Genomic DNA, 17,073 nt, shown 5'->3' on the forward strand with positions numbered 1-17,073 from the left:
CGCCCGCCGATCAGTACTGCTACCCGACCAACACGGCGTACCCGGGCTTGATGACGTCGTCGATGTACGCCAGACGCTGGTCGAACGGGATGAACGCAGACTTCATGGCGTTGATCGTGAATCGTTCGAGGTCGGTCCAGCCGTAACCGAATGTTTCGACGAGCGCCGCCATTTCGCGACTCATGCTGGTATCACCCATGAGCCGATTGTCGGTGTTGACGGTGACCCGGAACCGTAGGTCTGCCAACAGTCCGAACGGATGATCGGCCAGGGCAGCCACGGCGCCGGTCTGGACGTTCGAACTCGGGCACAACTCCAGCGGGATGCGCATGTCTCGAACGAAGTTCGCGAGCCTGCCCAGCTCGTGGCTACCGTCGACGGCAGTGACGTCGTCCACGATTCGCACACCGTGCCCCAACCTGTCGGCTCCACAAAATGCGATGGCTTCGTGAATCGACGGCAACCCGAACGCTTCACCGGCATGGATGGTGAAGTGCGCGTTAGCATCCCGCATGTACTCGAAGGCGTCCAGGTGGCGACTCGGCGGATTCCCGGCCTCGGCACCCGCGATGTCGAATCCGACGACACCGCGGTCACGGAATCGCACGGCAAGTTCGGCGATTTCGCGGGACCTGGCGGCATGGCGCATGGCGGTCAGCAAACAGCCGATCTGAATCTTGCGCCCCTGGGCCTGGGCCGCGGACTCCCCCGCCCGGAATCCTTCGAGTACGTGCTCGACTACCTCGTCGAGCGTCAGGCCCTGTTCGAGGTGCTGTTCGGGTGCAAACCGCACCTCCGCGTAAACCACGTTGTCGTCGGCCAGATCCTCGGCACATTCCTGTGCCACGCGCGAGAGTCCCTCGGCAGTCTGCATGACGGCCACGGTGTGCGCGAACGTCTCGAGGTACAGCTCGAGCGAACCGCTGTCAGCGGCGGTTCGAAACCACTGGGCGAGTTCGGCAGCAGTATGTGCCGGCAGATCCGTGTATCCGCAATTTTCTGCCAGTTCCAGGATTGTCTGCGGACGCAGACCACCGTCGAGGTGGTCGTGCAGTAGAACTTTGGGCGCGCTACGAATCGAGTTCAACACCGGTGCGTTCATGCAACATAAGCTAACGCGAGTCACCCACAATTCGCTCGATGAGCAGCGGTCGCGACACTGTGTCGGATTCGGACCCGATTGCCCAACTGCCGTCGAGACTCCGGCGTGCGGCATCGAATCGCTCGGGTGTGTCCGTGTGCAGTGTCAGTAGCTTCTGCCCGGCACGGACCACGTCACCAGGCTTTGCATGCATCTGCACACCCGCACCGGCTTGTACTGCGTCGCCTTGGCGCTCGCGCCCCGCTCCGAGTTTCCACGCTGCGATACCGACGCCCATGGCATCCAGTCGAGTGAGGACACCGTCGCGGTCGGCAGTGACGACTTCGGTGTGTCGAGCCACGGGCAAGTCCGCATCCGGATCGCCGCCCTGCGCGTCGATCATGGCGCGCCACCGATCCATCGCACTACCGTCGGCCAGCTTCTGCGCAGGATCGACATCGTCGATTCCGGCCGCCGACAACATTTCCCGAGCCAAGAGGAGGGTGAGCTCGACGACGTCGGCAGGTCCGCCGCCCGCCAGCACCTCGACGGATTCGCGCACCTCGAGTGCATTACCGGCGGTCAAGCCGAGTGGCGTACCCATCTCGGTGATGAATGCCGTTGTGCGCATACCGGCGTCGTTGCCCAGTTCGACCATGGTGCGCGCCAACTCCCGTGCATCGCCGAGGTCCTTCATATATGCACCCGAACCGACCTTGACGTCCAGCACGAGAGCACCGGTTCCTTCGGCGATCTTCTTGCTCATGATCGAACTCGCGATCAGCGGAATGGATTCCACCGATCCGGTCACGTCACGAAGGGCATAGAGCTTCTTGTCCGCCGGCGCGAGATTCGCTCCCGCAGCACAGATGACCGCACCGATCTTCGGGTTCGCGAGGATCTCCACCATCTCGGCCGCGGTGAGGTCCGCACGCCAACCTGCGATCGCCTCGAGCTTGTCGAGAGTTCCACCGGCATGGCCGAGTCCACGCCCCGACAGCTGCGGAACAGCAAGACCGCACGCGGCGACCAGAGGTACCAGCGGAAGAGTGATCTTGTCTCCCACACCACCGGTCGAATGCTTGTCGACCGTCGCCATCGGTAAGTCCGAAAAGTCCATGGTGCCGCCGGATTCGATCATCGCCCGCGTCCAGCGGCCGGTCTCCGAGCGCGTCATCCCGCGGAAGTAGATCGCCATCGCGAGGGCCGCCATCTGCTCGTCCGGCACAACTCCCGCGGTGAACGCCTGCACGATCCAATCGATCTCGGTGCCCGAGAGCTCCCGACCGTCACGTTTTGCTCTGATGATCGACACGGCGTCAAACATGGCGAAGTCCTTCCGCTTGTTCCGGCCCGAAAGCGTCCGGGAGTAATTCCGCGAGTGGGCGCGGCCCTTGTGAGGTGTCGACCAGAAGTTCTCCGCCACCGTGCTCGAGTAGGAGCTGTCGGCACCGTCCGCACGGCATCAGTATTGCGCCGTCCGCGTCGACGCACGAGAAGGCAATCAAGCGTCCTCCGCCGGTGGCCGCTAAGTTACTCACCAGTCCACATTCGGCACACAGACTCAAACCGTATGAGACATTTTCCACATTGCATCCTGAGACGATTCGACCATCGTCCACCAGGGCCGCGGCACCTACCGCATATCCGGAGTACGGGGCATAGGCCCGACGCATCACCACTTGCGCGTTGTGGCGCAACAACTTCCAGTCGATTTCACCCATGGTTCATAATCCAATCACGCCAACTGAATGCATGCAGAAACGACACGATACGGCCGGCATGAAGATTGGAAAGGCAAACCTTACAAAGAGTTTGGTAGGTGTACGAATCCCGCATCTGATTAGTTCCCGGATTCACCAGGGTTTAGAGTCTGAGTCAAGTCGGTTCAGGATCCCGTCGAGCCCGGGCTGAGTACCTCGAAGCTCTCTGCAGGCTCGGCGCGTCCACCAATGACGTTGGAGGCACAGCACTCGATGAGTACTACGACTGAAGCCGCTCCTCAGAAGGAGCGCACGAGGTCGCTTTACCGGGGCGACCCCGGAATGTGGTCCTGGGTTCTACACCGGATCACAGGCGTCGCAACTTTCTTCTTCCTATTCGTACACGTTCTCGATACGGCTCTCGTGCGGGTTAACCCCGACACGTATGACGCTGTCATCGACACGTACAAAAACCCCGTCGTCGGTCTCATGGAGATCGGCCTCGTCGGTGTGGTCCTTTACCACGCCCTCAACGGCGTGCGCGTGATGCTCGTGGATTTCTGGTCGAAGGGCCCGAAGTACCAGCGCGTCATGCTCTGGACCATTCTGGCGATCTGGTTCCTGGTGATGATCCCGGGCGCCGGACGCATCCTCATCAACATGTTTGCGGAGCACTGACATGGCGACTACTCACGGACCCGAAGCCAAGAGCCTCGGTACCTCATACGACCGTCCTGCCAGCCTGGACAACCCGCGTTCGCCGCGGGCCAAGGCGCGGAACAACTTCGAGCTGTACGCATGGCTGTTCATGCGTTTCTCCGGCGTTGCCCTGATCGTCCTGGTCCTGGGCCACATGTTCATCATGCTGATGCTCGACGGTGGTGTTCACCGTCTGAACTTCGCATTCGTCGCAGGCCGCTGGTCCAGCCCGTTCTGGCAGATCTGGGATCTGACGATGCTCTGGCTGGCACAGTTGCACGGCGGTAACGGTCTGCGCACGGTCATCGCGGACTACTCCCGCAAGGACTCCACGCGCTTCTGGCTGACCACGATCCTCGTACTCTCGATGATCCTGATCATGGCCCTGGGCACGTACGTCATCTTCACCTTCGACCCCAATATCTCGGCGAGCTAGGGGAGCACAGACTTCATGCAGGAACATCGTTATGACGTGGTCATCGTCGGTGCCGGCGGCGCCGGCATGCGTGCGGCAATCGAGGCTGGCCCCCGCGCCCGCACGGCCGTACTGACCAAGCTCTACCCCACCCGCAGCCACACCGGCGCGGCCCAGGGTGGCATGTGCGCCGCACTGGCGAACGTGGAGGAAGACAACTGGGAGTGGCACACCTTCGACACCGTCAAGGGTGGCGACTACCTCGCCGACCAGGACGCCGTCGAGATCATGGCAAAAGAAGCCATCGATGCGGTGCTCGACCTCGAGAAGATGGGCCTGCCGTTCAACCGCACGCCCGAAGGCAAGATCGACCAGCGTCGCTTCGGTGGCCACACCCGCGATCACGGCAAGGCCCCGGTTCGCCGCGCGTGCTACGCCGCCGACCGCACCGGTCACATGATCCTGCAGACGCTCTACCAGAACTGCGTCAAGCACGACGTCGAGTTCTACAACGAGTTCTACGCACTCGACATCGCCATCACCGAGACCGAGGACGGCCCGGTTGCCACCGGCGTCATCGCCTACGAACTCTCGACCGGCGAACTGCACATCTTCCACGCCAAGTCGATCATCTTCGCGACCGGCGGCTCGGGACGCATGTACAAGACGACGTCCAACGCACACACCCTCACCGGTGACGGCATGGGCATCATCTTCCGCAAGGGACTACCCCTCGAGGACATGGAGTTCCACCAGTTCCACCCGACAGGACTCGCCGGACTCGGCATCCTGATCTCGGAAGCTGTTCGTGGTGAAGGCGGCATTCTCCGTAATGCCGACGGTGAGCGCTTCATGGAGCGCTACGCCCCCACAATCAAGGACCTCGCGCCGCGTGACATCGTCGCCCGCTCGATGGTTCTCGAAGTCCTCGAAGGCCGCGGCGCCGGCCCCAACAAGGACTACGTCTACATCGACGTGACGCACATCCCCGAGGAAGTTCTCGACGAGAAGCTCCCCGACATCATGGAGTTCTCGCGCACCTACCTCGGCGTGGACCCCGTCAAAGAGCCCGTGCCCGTCTACCCGACGTGCCACTACGTCATGGGCGGTATCCCCACCAAGATCAACGGTGAGGTTCTGCGAAACAACGACGAGGTCGTCAAGGGCCTGTACGCTGCCGGCGAATGCGCCTGCGTCTCCGTGCACGGCGCAAACCGTCTCGGCACCAACTCGCTCCTCGACATCAACGTGTTCGGCCGTCGCGCCGGCATCGCTGCCGCCGAGTACGCGAACTCCACCGAGTTCGTCGACATGCCCGAAGCCCCGGCCACCATGGTCGAGGACTGGGTCGGCGTCATCCTGTCCGATCACGGCCATGAGCGCGTTGCGGACATCCGCTCCGAACTCCAGCAGTCGATGGACAACAACGCATCCGTGTTCCGTACCGAAGAGCGCCTCACCCAGGCACTCAAGGACGTGCGTGCTCTCAAGGAGCGCTACAACCACATCACGGTTCAGGACAAGGGCAAGCGCTACAACAGCGACCTGCTCGAAGCCATCGAACTGGGCTTCCTGCTCGAAATGGCGGAGGTCACCGTCGTCGGTGCGCTCAACCGCAAGGAATCACGCGGCGGCCACGCTCGTGAAGACTTCCCGGATCGCAACGATGCCGAGTACATGAAGCACACGATGGCATACAAGGAGGGCGACGGCCTGCTCTCCGACATCCGTCTGGACTACAAGCCGGTGGTACAGACCCGCTACGAGCCGATGGAGCGTAAGTACTGATGTCTGCGCCTGCTGTAGAAGCACCAGCCCTCCCCCCGGTCCCCGAAGGCGCCGTCATGGTGACCCTCAAGATCGCGCGGATGAACCCGGAATCGGGCGACGGCCAGCACTGGGACAGCTTCCAGGTCCCAGCTCTGCCCACCGACCGCATGCTCAACCTGCTGCTGTACGTGAAGGGCTACCTCGACGGCACCCTCACGTTCCGTCGTAGCTGCGCGCACGGTGTCTGCGGCTCCGACGCCATGCGCATCAACGGCGTCAACCGCCTGGCGTGCAAGATCCTGATGAAGGACATGCTCCCCAAGGACGGCAAGCCGGTCACCATCACCATCGAGCCCATTCGCGGCTTGCCGGTGGAGAAGGACCTCGTTGTCGACATGGAACCCTTCTTCGACGCGTTCCGCGCCGTGAAGCCGTTCCTCATCACCAGTGGCAACGAGCCCACTCGTGAGCGCATCCAGAGCCAGCACGACCGTGCTCGTTTCGACGACACCACCAAGTGCATCCTCTGCGCATGCTGCACCACGTCGTGCCCCGTGTACTGGAGCGACGGCAGCTACTTCGGTCCCGCTGCCATCGTGAACGCACACCGGTTCATCTTCGACAGCCGTGACGAGGCCGCTTCCGAGCGTCTCGACATCCTGAACGACAAGGACGGCGTGTGGCGCTGCCGCACGACGTTCAACTGCACCGACGCATGCCCCCGTGGCATCCAGGTGACAAAGGCGATTCAGGAAGTGAAGCGCGCGCTGCTGTTCGCTCGCTAGATCTTTCGAACAGAGAAATGCCCCTCCCGTCTTCGGGAGGGGCATTTTTTGTTGCCGGTTAAGCGACCTTCGGGTGATAGGTCAGAACTTGCACGCCGGATTCGTAGCGACGGTCCTCCACCAACTCGAGCACGATCTTGTCCTCCGATTCGGGGAACACCTTCCCGCCGGACCCGAGGATGACCGGGAAAACCATCAGGCGCAGCTCGTCGACCAGGCCGGCCAACAGCAATGCGTGAACGAGAGTCCGGCTTCCCGCTACCAGGATTTCGCCGTCGATCTGTTCCTTGAGCTTCGGCACAGACTCCTCGATGGGGCCCTCGAGCGCCGTCGAGTTGTTCCATTCGAGTGGCTCCGAGCTGCTTGTGACAACGTACTTGGGCATCTCGTTCATCTTGTCGGCGAAGCCTTGGTCGTCTTCACGCTCAGGCCACGCGCCGGCAAAACTCTCGTAGGTCCGTCGACCGAGCAGGAGAACGTCCGCGGCGAGGGTTTCGTCGAGTTTGAACTTCATCTGGTCGCCCTCCTGATATGGAAAGACCCATCCTGTGTGCGCATAGCCCGGTTCACCGCCTGGCGCCTCCATGACCATGTCCAGAGACACGAATTCCGTCACCACAATCTTGCCCATACCGATCCCCTGCCACGTGTGCATCGATCGAAAACTGACCCTTCCACTGTGGCAGACGGCACGGCGATTCGGCGGTTACGCGCAATGCGCCTACCCTCGGATAACGATGATGTGGCGTCGAGCGTGTGCAGTGGTTGTTGCCGGAACAGTGATCTCCGGAATCGGAGGAATGTCTGGAATTGCAGGTACTGCACTCGCCCAACCGGTACCACCACCGACAACGTCGGCACCGTTCACCACGCCCAATACCGATAGTTGCCCGTTCACGAGCCTGCCGGCTCCCGCTGTAGACCTCTCGGAGGTTCCCGCGCCCGGAACAACCGTGCCCGCCCCCGTGCCGGTACCGGACGAACCGGTTGGCGGGGATCGACTCGGCGGTTGCGGGGTCGTCCTGCCGGCCGGCGCGCCGCCACTGCCCGCAGACATCGCCGCCTCCGGTTGGGTGGTCGCCGACGCGGCAACCGGTGAAGTGCTCGCCGCTAAAGATCCGCACGGCCGGTACCGTCCCGCAAGCACCATCAAGATGCTTCTGGCGCTCGTCGCGCTCGACACGTTGAATCTCGATACCGTCGTCACCGCCACCGCGGAGGACGCAAATGCCGAAGGCAGCGCCGTCGGACTCGGCAAAGACGGCACCTACAACAACCGGCAGCTCATGCAGGGGCTGGTGATGGCGTCGGGCAACGACGCCGCCCACGCCCTGGCCCGTCAGCTCGGGGGTGACGACGCCGCCGTGAAGAAGATGAACGCCCTGGCCCTGGAACTCGGTGCACTCGACACCCGCACCGCGACACCCTCCGGTCTGGACGGCCCGGGAATGAGCAGCTCCCCCTACGACCTTGCGGTGATATTCCATGCGGCACTGCAGAATCCGACGTTCGCCGAGTTGATCCACACCGAGACGGTTCAATTTCCGGGCTTCCCGAAGGACCCCACGATCCCCGACGATCAGGACCGGCCAGGCTTCACCCTCGCGAACGACAACCAACTGCTCTACAACTACGACGGAGCGCTGGGCGGCAAGACCGGCTTCACCGACGACGCCCGTCATACCTACGTCGGTGCGGCTGAGCGGAACGGCCGAACCCTACTGGTCACGTTGATGGGCGGCGAAGCACAACCTATCCGTCCGTGGGAGCAGGCAGCCCGCCTTCTCGACTACGGATTCGGTATGTCCTCCACCATGACCGTCGGAACGCTGACCGATACCTCGACCGACCGCAGCCAACCGAAGGTCACCGCCGCCACGACGCCGGGGGCACCCGCCGCAGTGTCCGCGGCCGGCACCTCCCCGGACGCCGGATTCAGCTCGACGGCACGCACCGCCGTCGCCGTCGGCGGGACCGTTGTCGTCATCGGCCTGATTCTCGGGGCGATCGTGATGAGTCGTCGACGCCATTAGTGATCGGTGCCGGGACTGGTGCCGTAGCTATGGCGTGACGATCGCAAAATCGGGGTCAGGGCTGTCGAGGTAGCTGATCAGTTCGGTCACGCTCTGCGCATTTCCGCCTGATTCGACGGTGCCGTCGGCGATCATCTCGTCCAGACCTTTGCCTCCCAGTAGCGCGGTGAGTAGATCGGGTCGTGTCAGAGTGAAGACGGCGTCGGGGTCGGGCACAGGCCCGTCGACGTCGAAATGCACCAGGACACCGTTGCGCAGCTGACTGCGGTGCACGACACCCTCGTCGCTGATGTGCCAGTCGATCGTGATGTTCGCAGACCACGCACTGGGTCCATCCACACGGAGAGCGATCGCATCGAAAGCCTGCTCGACGGTGAGCGCAGCCGAAATATCCGGCGATGCGGTGACGATCGGTGTCCCGACCGACCCGTTGCGGAGCTCGTACGCACCCATGAGGAAGAAGTTGCGCCAGGTGCCGTTTTCGGATCCGTACCCGAGCTGTTCGAGGGTGTCAGCCTGCAGCGCCTTGGCCTCGGCATTGTCAGGCTCGGCGAAGATCAGGTAGTTCAATACCTGTGCAACCCAACGGAAATCACCGCCGGCGTAGGAATCGCGGGCCTTGCGCAGCGTTTCGTCGGCGCCGCCCATGAATTCGACATGCCGTTTCGCTGATTCGACGGGAGGGTGCTCCCACAGCTTGGCCGGGTTTCCGTCGAACCAACCCATGTAGCGCTGGTAGATCGCCTTGACGTTGTGACTGACCGAACCGTAGTAGCCGTGGGTATGCCAGGCCTTGGCCACTGCCGGCGGGAGTTCGATCTCCTCGGCAATCTCGATCCCGTTGGAACCCTTGTTGATCGCCCGCAGGGTCTGATCGTGCAGATACCCGTACAGGTCGCGCTGGATGGACAGGAACTCGGTGAGCCGCTCGGTTCCCCACGTCGGCCAATGATGCGAGGCGAACAGCACATCGGTGCCCTCGGCGTACCGATTGATCGATTCCGTCAGGTACTTCGCCCAGATGTGTGGGTCCCGGACGAGCGCACCTCGCAGGGTAAGCAGGTTGTGCAAGGTATGAGTGGCATTTTCGGCCATGCACAACGCTCGGCGATCGGGAAAGAAGAAGTTCATCTCCGAGGGCGCCTCGGTACCTGGAGTGAGCTGAAACTCGATCCGAACCCCGTCCACCGTGGCGGTCTGACCGGTGTGGTCGATATCGACCGTCGGCGTGATGAGGGTCGGAGTTCCGGTCGAGGTGGTGGGACCGAGCCCGGCCCCTACCGCGCCCCGATCCCCCCGAGGCAGTGCTGCGCCGTACATGTATGCGGACCGGCGGGCCATGGCAGCTCCCGCGTACACGTTCTCGGCGACGGCATGCTCGACAAACCCCTTCGGTGCCAGGATGGGGCAACGGCCCGCGGCAACGTCCTCTTCGGTGGTGACACCTTTGACGCCGCCGAAATGATCGATATGGCAGTGGGAGTAAATTACTCCGGTCACCGGCCGATCGCCACGGTGCTCGCGGTACAACGTCAACCCGGCGGCGGCGGTTTCGGCGGAGATCAACGGATCGATGACGATCACTCCGGTATCGCCTTCGATCAGAGTCATGTTCGACAGGTCGAGGCCACGGATCTGGTAGATGCCGTCGGTGACTTCGAATAGGCCCTGACGTGCGCACAACTTCGACTGACGCCACAGGCTGGGGTGGACCGTGGGTGGGCAGTCCTGCTCGAGGAACCCGAATGCGTCACTGTCCCACACCGCTTCCCCGTCCGCATCCGTCACAACCCCGGGGGTCAACGACGCGATGAAGCCCCGCTCCACATCAGCAAGATCCTGACCGTCCCCGAACGGAAGGGTCCGCAATGCTTCCTTGTGCGCAGACTGCACACTCGCACTCGCATCTGCCTGAATGCTCATGAAAATCCCTTCCATCGTGCCATGTTCGGATCGGACTTACCGAGCAGCGTCTCATCTGCGGCGGTGGAGCGGCCTCACCCAGGAGGGGTGATTCACCCAGGGATCCACATGCAATTCACCCGTTGAGGATGAAAGTGGGCGCGTCCGTGCGGCATACAGTGTGGACAGATCACCTACGTCCGTATCGGCGAAGGAGCCGCCCGATGAGCCAGATTCCAGCTGGAAGACCAACGGCCCCAACGGTCAATGCCACGCGACTCTGGGCAGGTGGAGCTGCAACGGCACTGGTTGCGGCATTGACCGCAGTTGTCGGTTTGCTGATCGTGCGAGGACTTCTCGACACTCCGGTGATCACACCCGCGACAACCCTGGGGAACTCCCAAACAGGTTCCCTCGCCGTCGGTGCCGCCGTCGCAGCTCTCGTCGCCACCGCGCTTCTGCATGTTCTCATCGTCTCGACGCCACGCGCGTCGAACTTCTTCGGGTGGATCGGCATGCTCGCGACGATCGCCGCCACACTGTGGCCGTTCACCGTCGCGGCGACAACAGCCTCGAAAATCGGCAGTGCAGCAATATATTTCACGATCGGGATCGCGATTGTGTCGTTACTCACCGGTGTCGCAGCATCCGCACGGACATGACGGCCGAATCCCGCTCTCGCGCATGAAAGGTGAACAATGCGAATACTGATCCTCGGCGGTGACGGATTCTGCGGTTGGCCGAGCGCGCTTCATCTTTCGGCGCACGGACATCAGGTGACGATCGCCGACAGTCTCGTTCGGCGACGAATCGACGACGAACTCGGAGTGCAGTCACTCACTCCCATTTCCCCTCTGTCAGAGCGAGTTCGAGCATGGGCCGACGTGACGGGGCACCGCATCGACGTCGTCGAATTCGATCTCGCCCGCGATTACGAGGCGTTGACGGAGTTGCTGAATACATTCCGTCCGGAGGTGATCGTGCACTTCGCCGAGCAGCGGGCGGCACCGTATTCGATGAAATCACCGGACCTCAAGCGTTACACGGTCGACAACAATCTCAATGCGACTCACAACCTGCTGGCCGCGCTCGTGCACACGGGCATCGACGCTCATGTAGTCCATCTCGGAACGATGGGTGTGTACGGGTACGAGTCGGTACCGGTGGATCTACCCGAGGGGTATCTCACCGTGACCTACCCCGACCGGAACGGGAACGCGCATACCCGCGAAATCCTCTACCCCACTGCCCCCGGAAGCGTGTATCACCTGACCAAGTCGTTGGACCAGTTGGTGTTCCAGTTCTACGCGCGCAACGACGGCGTGCGCATCACCGATCTGCATCAGGGGATCGTGTGGGGTACTCAAACCGACGAGACGAATCTCGATCCACGACTGATCAACCGCTTCGACTACGACGGCGACTTCGGGACGGTGCTCAACCGCTTTCTGGTGCAGGCAGCAGTCGGCCATCCGCTCACCGTGCACGGGACGGGAGGGCAAACGCGAGCCTTCATCAATATCCGGGACACAGTGCGCTGCATACGATTGGCCGCCGAAACCGCGGCCTCCGTCGACGGCCGGGTACGCGTGATGAACCAGGTGACCGAAACCCATAGAGTGGCAGATCTGGCCCACCTGGTTGCCCAGACGGTCGGCGCGGACATCAGTGAGGTGCCCAATCCGCGGGCCGAAGCCGACGAAAACCAGCTCAGCGCCCGCAACGACACATTGATCGGGCTGGGTCTCGAACCGACCAGATTGGCCACCGGCCTTCTGAAGGAGTCGGTCGAGATCGCCCAGAAATACACCGATCGCGTCGACGTGAGCCGAATTCCGTGCACCTCCTACTGGAACAGGAACCGGCGATCGGTGGCTACGGAGCAGGTCGAGTGAGCGGCGGAGGCGAGCCCGACGACGAGCGGCAAGCGCAACCTGCTGCTCCGGAATCCGGGTACTTCCGGGGTGAGCGCGGCCGGACCGTTCCACGTTCCGCGTGGTGGATCCTGGGTGTGGCATTGGCACTTCTGCTGGTCTTCGTGCTGGTACGGCCGCTGTGGTTCACCCGCGACGTGGACGATACGAGCCTGGACGTTCCGGCGGATCGTCACTACACAAAATCGTTGTCGGGCGCCGGCTACGAGGACGGCGTCTGGCTCACCGACGATTCCCCGTCGACGAGTTTTGCCGTCACCTTCCCCGCCGACTCGGCGCGCCGCGAGACTCGTCTCCGTTTGACCGGAACGACGCAGGTGGCGGAGGACAGCGTTGTCTTCTTGATCGTGAGAATGGATGGGCAGCAGGTCTACAAGAGTGAGGTGGCACGAGGGAACAACGGACTCGACGTGATTGTCGATGTCCCGGAAGGACTGTCGAGCGACGGTCAGGTCCGTGTTCAGGTCCAGATCGAGGGAACCTTGGACAACCGGACCTGTACCCCCGACCATTCGGCCGGAATGCAGGTCCACCTCGATCCTGCGAGCGTGGTGGAGGCAGCCCTCACCGAGCGTGTACACACCGTACGGGATGCGGTCGTGTCGTGGGATCGTCGCCTCACCATCGTGCTTGCCGATCAGAACGACGAGTGGCGCACGACGGCGGCGCAGATGGGAATCGCGTTGACCCGAGCCGGGTACGAGGTGACCTATTCGGATGCCGTTCCGAGTTCTGATGCGCAGAATGCGTTGCTCATCGGCCCCGCCGAGAGGCTAGCCGACCTCGGTTGGTCCACGTCCGGTGAGACTGACGCAAGCGACGGTATCGCGCTCGGTACAGTCGACGACTCTGCTGTCATCGGAGTGCTCGCGCCAAGCGGAGCCCTGATCTCGAGATTCCTCACCCTCCCCGAAGTAGCCACCGCCGATTCGGATCGGAGCGATCCACGGGCGCTCGACACTTCACCGACTGTTGGCACCGAGGTCGGCGTGAATACGCTTGGCGCAGACACCTCCGCCACGAACATTGCCGACACCCACCGATGGCGGATCGGCTACTCGCTTGCCGACTTGCCCGGCGGCCTTCTGCCGCAATCGATTCGGGTAGCGATGGCGCTCCCTGCCTCGCCCGACGATCTCACCTGGATTCTCAACGTCCAACTCAACGGGCAACTGGTCGACAGTCGCAGGCTCGACGGGCAGTCGACGCAGGCCATCGTCTCCTTGCCCGCGGCGGCGCAACTGCTGGAGAACACCCTGACTCTGACCGTCCAACGCGACCGCGACCTCGGCGGCTGCGACGTGCGCGTGACCACCTATCCCATACAACTCCAGCCCACCTCGGCACTCCTTCTCGGTGACGATCTCGGGACGGGATTCACGGCGCTGCCGCAGGCGCTGGCCCCTGGGTTTGCCGTCTACTGGCCGGACTCCGCGAAAACAAGTGCAGTCGACGAACTCAATGCCACCATTCCAACTCTGACGAAATTCATTCCGGCTCACTACGATCCGGAGTTCTTCTGGAATTCCGCTCCGGCGCCGGGCAGACCGTTCGTGCTGATCGGACAAAGCCCGGAAGTGAACCCGCCGGTACGGATCGAGGACGGCCGCATTCGCTCGGGAGCCGCCGACCCCGCACTGGACATCACCGCGTTCGATGACGGAATGATCGTCGAAACGGCCACCAGCACAACAGGTGCCGGCGGCTTGGTCATCGAGTACGTCGGGAAGCCCGGGACCATACCCGTGCCGGACTTCGGCAGCGAATACGCTCGAGTCGTCACGTCGCAGGGCAGTTTTGTGGTCAATACCGACGGCACCACCGCTCCCAACTCCCCCGCACGGGTGATCGCACCCCGATGACCGACGTCAAGCACGATCCACACGAGGCCGGAGCGGTCATCGACCACTTCCGGTCGGTCGACAGTGCGCCGGCGGACTATGCCGTCGATCGTCCGCCGAGCGGAACCAACGGATTCCTGGTCACGTTCGCAGGACTGTCGATCATCGCCATGTGCATCCGAACACTTCTGATTCATTCCGGTCTCGTCCACCTGCCACGAGACCTGGTCATCCTGTCAGACGGGCGAGGAACCGTTGTCTTCCCGCTGAGACTGTTTCTCGTGATGTTCTTCCTGACCTACGCCATCCATGCCTACTCGAATATCTGGCGCAGAGTCTTCATCGGAGTGTCCCTGCTGGGCAAGTACGCACTGTTCTGCATCGTCATCGATACTCTCGCGTGGCTACTCCACGAGGCCGGGATCATCTCGATCTCCGTATTCGGAGCCCAGATGATCTCGGGGCTGATCGCACTGGGCATCTTCCCGCACACCATCCTGCGGCAAGCTCAACTACCACCCCAAGGCCCACTGCCCCTCGACCCGCGAATACCCCTGAGCGCCTTCCTCAAGCTGGCGGGTTGCCTGGTATTCGCGATCGCGGGTGCAGCGATCGCACTCAACGTTCTCTACGACCTCGTCGAAGTCCTGAAAAGCTGGGCGATACTCGGCGGTATCGGCGCGGGTGTGTTCCTGATGCAACAGCTCCTGGCAGTCTCGACTGCAGCGCTGGGCGTACGGGCACTGAAAAAGTCACGCCGCCATGAGTTCTCGCCGCCCGCAGCAATTCTCGTTCCCGCCCACAACGAGGCCCACGACATCGAGGACACCATCGTCGCCGTCGACGAGGCCGCCCAGACCTATCCCGGACAAATCCATCTCTACGTCGTCGACAATGCCTCCACCGACTCCACACACGATGTCGCCGAACGGATCATCCGCGAGTGCACCAACATCACCGGCACCGTGCTCGACTGCCCGACCCCGGGGAAAGCCATTGCACTGAACCTGGGAATCGAGCACATCACGGAAGAGTTCGTCGTACGCATCGACGCCGACACGGTAATCGGGCCGCGCTGTCTCGAGACCGCGATGCGCCACTTCGCCAACCCGCACGTCGGCTGCGTCGGCGGGATACCGATGCCCCGCGAGGAAAGAACCTGGATCGACAAATGCCGATTGGTCGAGGTGTACATGCGCCACGGCTTCTTCCAGGTGTCCCTCGACGGCTACCAAGGCGTCATGGGCATTCCCGGTATGTTCGCCATCTACCGCCGGAGTCAACTGCTCGAAGTCGGCGGCATCGTGCAAGGAATGAACGGGGAAGACACCGACATCTGCATGCGACTGGCCGCCGCCGGCTATCACAGCGTGGCCGATCCGAGCGCCGTGTACTACAGCGAAACCCCCGCCTCTTACGCCCATTTACGTGAACAGCGAACACGATGGTTCCGCAGTATCTACCACCTCACCGCACGCAATCGCGCGATTCTGTTCGACCGACAAACGATGATCGGCACCTTCGTGCTTCCGTTCAACTTGGTCAACGCTGCCCGACGCGCGATGCTCGCGCCACTGCTCCTCTTCGCCACAATCGCCGGATTGGCGTTCCAATCGACGTTCACGACCCTGCAATGGCAGCCCATCGTGGCCACCTTGTTGGGGATGTCGATGATCATGACCGTCGTCGTCTGTTTGATCTGGCGGCCGAGTTCGGTGAAGTACATTCCGGCGTACCTCTGTTTCCGACTACTACGCAGCTACTTCACTCTGGCATCCACACTCAGCCTGATCTATCCACCGATGCACCCACATCTCCCCCGAACACTGCTACGCCAGAAGCATGCCTAGCGATTCTTTCTGCGCACGAGCCCCGACAGTCCGAGAGCCGCCAAAGCGCCCGTTCCGATCAATGCCGCTGCGCGTGACGGTGACATCCCTTCGCTGACGACAACCCGCGGCGCGATGATTGCCGGATCGGGCGGCGGGATGTAAGCCAGTGCCATGCTTTTCTTGGTCGTCGCAGCCCAGGCGGTGCAGAACAGCAGCATGCGCGAAGCGGTGAACACGAATACGAGCAAACCGATAATCGGCCCGAATGCGACGCCGGCCGGGCCACTACTGACCGCCGAAAGATAGATCGCACCAACCTGTTTGAACACTTCGAATACCAGAGCCGCCATCAGTGCCGCACTGGCGGCGCTGCGTAGATTCACCGGTTCACGGGGCAATCGTGCGATCACCCACAGGAACACCGCCCAGGTTGCCAGGATCGACAGCACCGTCGACAAGACTCGCAGTCCGACGCCGACGCCGGTGATGTTCTCGAGGTTGAGCCACACGACAACCTGACGCGCTACCGGCCCACTGCTGAGCGCCGACATGCCGAGTGAAATAACCAAGGCTGCGCCCAGACCGAGCAGTGCCCCGATATCGCCGACTTTGGTTCTGACAAACCCTTTGGAGTCACGCTTGCTCTCCCACATCGCGGTGAGCGCGTCGCGGACATTGGCCATCCAGCCGAGACCCGCGTACGACGCGACAAGAAGGCCGACCGCACCAACACTGGCGCGAGAGTCGATTGCCGAGTCGATCAAGCTGTTGATGGTGTCACCGAGGCTGCCGGGGATGGATTTGGTGATCTCTTCCTGAATCGAAGTCAGGTATTCGGGGTGGCCGGCCAACACGAAACCGGCCACCGCGAACGCAACCATCATGATCGGAATCAGAGCGAGGACGCTGAAGTACGTGATCCCGGCGGCGTAGTAGTCGCCCTTCTGGTTCTGGAATCGCATACCCGCTCGAACAAGGTGATCGAGCCACGGCCGCGCTGCCCGCTGCTTGTCGAGAAAACTCGGCTCCTCTACGACAACTGATTCAGCCACAGATGTCCCCCTATTTCTGTATCGAC

General features: G+C 62.4%; 15 protein-coding genes. 9 read left to right on the top strand and 6 right to left on the bottom strand.

Translation table 11 applies throughout. The features are described 5' to 3' along the window. Positions 1-19 precede the first annotated feature (19 nt). The 3 genes from CJ178_RS09765 to CJ178_RS09775 are packed head-to-tail and all read right to left on the bottom strand — an operon-like array spanning position 20 to position 2,805. Positions 20-1,102, bottom strand: a complete 1,083-nt coding sequence (locus tag CJ178_RS09765) for an adenosine deaminase (RefSeq protein WP_033231271.1) — start codon at positions 1,100-1,102, stop codon at positions 20-22. 10 nt (positions 1,103-1,112) lie between these two features. Further along, entirely contained in the window at positions 1,113-2,408 is a 1,296-nt protein-coding gene (locus tag CJ178_RS09770) for a thymidine phosphorylase (protein ID WP_095886612.1), read from the bottom strand. Further along, positions 2,401-2,805: a cytidine deaminase gene (locus CJ178_RS09775; protein ID WP_033231273.1), complete on the bottom strand. Its 405-nt coding sequence runs from the start codon at positions 2,803-2,805 to the stop codon at positions 2,401-2,403. Before CJ178_RS09775 ends, CJ178_RS09770 begins: the two co-directional genes overlap by 8 nt. Positions 2,806-3,057: 252 nt before the next feature. Between CJ178_RS09775 and sdhC the strand changes: the two genes are divergently transcribed. From sdhC to CJ178_RS09795, 4 genes are read left to right on the top strand one after another with little or no spacing between them, the layout of a single operon-like run. Beyond that, the gene (sdhC, locus tag CJ178_RS09780; protein ID WP_072782401.1) at positions 3,058-3,462 is read left to right on the top strand and encodes a succinate dehydrogenase, cytochrome b556 subunit; all 405 of its coding nucleotides are present in this window, start codon (positions 3,058-3,060) and stop codon (positions 3,460-3,462) included. Between the two features lies 1 nt (position 3,463). Next, positions 3,464-3,919, top strand: a complete 456-nt coding sequence (locus CJ178_RS09785) for a succinate dehydrogenase hydrophobic membrane anchor subunit (RefSeq protein WP_033231274.1) — start codon at positions 3,464-3,466, stop codon at positions 3,917-3,919. 15 nt (positions 3,920-3,934) lie between these two features. After that, a complete protein-coding gene (sdhA, locus tag CJ178_RS09790; RefSeq protein ID WP_033231275.1) occupies positions 3,935-5,686 on the top strand; it encodes a succinate dehydrogenase flavoprotein subunit in 1,752 nt (583 codons plus the stop codon). Next, positions 5,686-6,453: a succinate dehydrogenase iron-sulfur subunit gene (locus CJ178_RS09795; RefSeq protein ID WP_033231276.1), complete on the top strand. Its 768-nt coding sequence runs from the start codon at positions 5,686-5,688 to the stop codon at positions 6,451-6,453. Before sdhA ends, CJ178_RS09795 begins: the two co-directional genes overlap by 1 nt. A gap of 58 nt (positions 6,454-6,511) precedes the next feature. On the opposite strand, the gene CJ178_RS09800 is transcribed toward CJ178_RS09795, so the two are convergent. Continuing rightward, positions 6,512-7,108 carry a dihydrofolate reductase family protein gene (locus CJ178_RS09800; protein ID WP_257013081.1) on the bottom strand — a complete coding sequence of 199 codons (597 nt, stop codon included), beginning with the start codon at positions 7,106-7,108 and terminating at the stop codon, positions 6,512-6,514. Positions 7,109-7,253: 145 nt separating this feature from the next. Between CJ178_RS09800 and CJ178_RS09805 the strand changes: the two genes are divergently transcribed. Beyond that, a complete protein-coding gene (locus CJ178_RS09805; RefSeq protein WP_257013082.1) occupies positions 7,254-8,486 on the top strand; it encodes a D-alanyl-D-alanine carboxypeptidase family protein in 1,233 nt (410 codons plus the stop codon). 27 nt (positions 8,487-8,513) lie between these two features. On the opposite strand, the gene CJ178_RS09810 is transcribed toward CJ178_RS09805, so the two are convergent. Beyond that, positions 8,514-10,409 carry an alkyl/aryl-sulfatase gene (locus CJ178_RS09810; protein WP_095887916.1) on the bottom strand — a complete coding sequence of 632 codons (1,896 nt, stop codon included), beginning with the start codon at positions 10,407-10,409 and terminating at the stop codon, positions 8,514-8,516. 203 nt (positions 10,410-10,612) lie between these two features. On the opposite strand from CJ178_RS09810, the gene CJ178_RS09815 reads away from it, so the two are divergent. Genes CJ178_RS09815 through CJ178_RS09830 form a run of 4 tightly spaced genes read left to right on the top strand, consistent with a single transcriptional unit; the run spans position 10,613 to position 16,013 of the window. After that, positions 10,613-11,050, top strand: a complete 438-nt coding sequence (locus CJ178_RS09815; RefSeq protein ID WP_045070702.1) for a DUF6069 family protein — start codon at positions 10,613-10,615, stop codon at positions 11,048-11,050. A 36-nt stretch (positions 11,051-11,086) separates the two neighbouring features. Next, positions 11,087-12,283, top strand: coding sequence for an NAD-dependent epimerase/dehydratase family protein (locus CJ178_RS09820; protein ID WP_095886613.1), 1,197 nt, complete (start codon positions 11,087-11,089; stop codon positions 12,281-12,283). Continuing rightward, a complete protein-coding gene (locus CJ178_RS09825) occupies positions 12,280-14,184 on the top strand; it encodes a hypothetical protein (RefSeq protein WP_095887917.1) in 1,905 nt (634 codons plus the stop codon). Before CJ178_RS09820 ends, CJ178_RS09825 begins: the two co-directional genes overlap by 4 nt. After that, positions 14,181-16,013, top strand: coding sequence for a glycosyltransferase (locus CJ178_RS09830; RefSeq protein ID WP_095886614.1), 1,833 nt, complete (start codon positions 14,181-14,183; stop codon positions 16,011-16,013). The genes CJ178_RS09825 and CJ178_RS09830 overlap by 4 nt, the downstream gene beginning before the upstream one ends. Here CJ178_RS09830 and yhjD read toward each other — a convergent pair. After that, entirely contained in the window at positions 16,010-17,047 is a 1,038-nt protein-coding gene (gene yhjD, locus CJ178_RS09835; RefSeq protein WP_095886615.1) for an inner membrane protein YhjD, read from the bottom strand. The genes CJ178_RS09830 and yhjD overlap by 4 nt on opposite strands. Between the last annotated feature and the right edge of the window lie 26 nt (positions 17,048-17,073).

Source organism: Rhodococcus sp. ACPA4 (genome assembly GCF_002300185.1).
In the GTDB taxonomy this organism is placed as follows: domain Bacteria; phylum Actinomycetota; class Actinomycetes; order Mycobacteriales; family Mycobacteriaceae; genus Rhodococcus_F; species Rhodococcus_F globerula.

What these genes read in the sequence shown, in the direction of transcription:
- CJ178_RS09765 (WP_033231271.1), bottom strand. Translation starts at nt 1,102, where the DNA reads ATGAACGCACCGGTGTTGAACTCGATTCGTAGCGCGCCCAAAGTTCTA.
- CJ178_RS09770 (WP_095886612.1), bottom strand. Translation starts at nt 2,408, where the DNA reads ATGTTTGACGCCGTGTCGATCATCAGAGCAAAACGTGACGGTCGGGAG.
- CJ178_RS09775 (WP_033231273.1), bottom strand. Translation starts at nt 2,805, where the DNA reads ATGGGTGAAATCGACTGGAAGTTGTTGCGCCACAACGCGCAAGTGGTG.
- sdhC (WP_072782401.1), top strand. Translation starts at nt 3,058, where the DNA reads ATGAGTACTACGACTGAAGCCGCTCCTCAGAAGGAGCGCACGAGGTCG.
- CJ178_RS09785 (WP_033231274.1), top strand. Translation starts at nt 3,464, where the DNA reads ATGGCGACTACTCACGGACCCGAAGCCAAGAGCCTCGGTACCTCATAC.
- sdhA (WP_033231275.1), top strand. Translation starts at nt 3,935, where the DNA reads ATGCAGGAACATCGTTATGACGTGGTCATCGTCGGTGCCGGCGGCGCC.
- CJ178_RS09795 (WP_033231276.1), top strand. Translation starts at nt 5,686, where the DNA reads ATGTCTGCGCCTGCTGTAGAAGCACCAGCCCTCCCCCCGGTCCCCGAA.
- CJ178_RS09800 (WP_257013081.1), bottom strand. Translation starts at nt 7,108, where the DNA reads ATGCACACGTGGCAGGGGATCGGTATGGGCAAGATTGTGGTGACGGAA.
- CJ178_RS09805 (WP_257013082.1), top strand. Translation starts at nt 7,254, where the DNA reads ATGTCTGGAATTGCAGGTACTGCACTCGCCCAACCGGTACCACCACCG.
- CJ178_RS09810 (WP_095887916.1), bottom strand. Translation starts at nt 10,409, where the DNA reads ATGAGCATTCAGGCAGATGCGAGTGCGAGTGTGCAGTCTGCGCACAAG.
- CJ178_RS09815 (WP_045070702.1), top strand. Translation starts at nt 10,613, where the DNA reads ATGAGCCAGATTCCAGCTGGAAGACCAACGGCCCCAACGGTCAATGCC.
- CJ178_RS09820 (WP_095886613.1), top strand. Translation starts at nt 11,087, where the DNA reads ATGCGAATACTGATCCTCGGCGGTGACGGATTCTGCGGTTGGCCGAGC.
- CJ178_RS09830 (WP_095886614.1), top strand. Translation starts at nt 14,181, where the DNA reads ATGACCGACGTCAAGCACGATCCACACGAGGCCGGAGCGGTCATCGAC.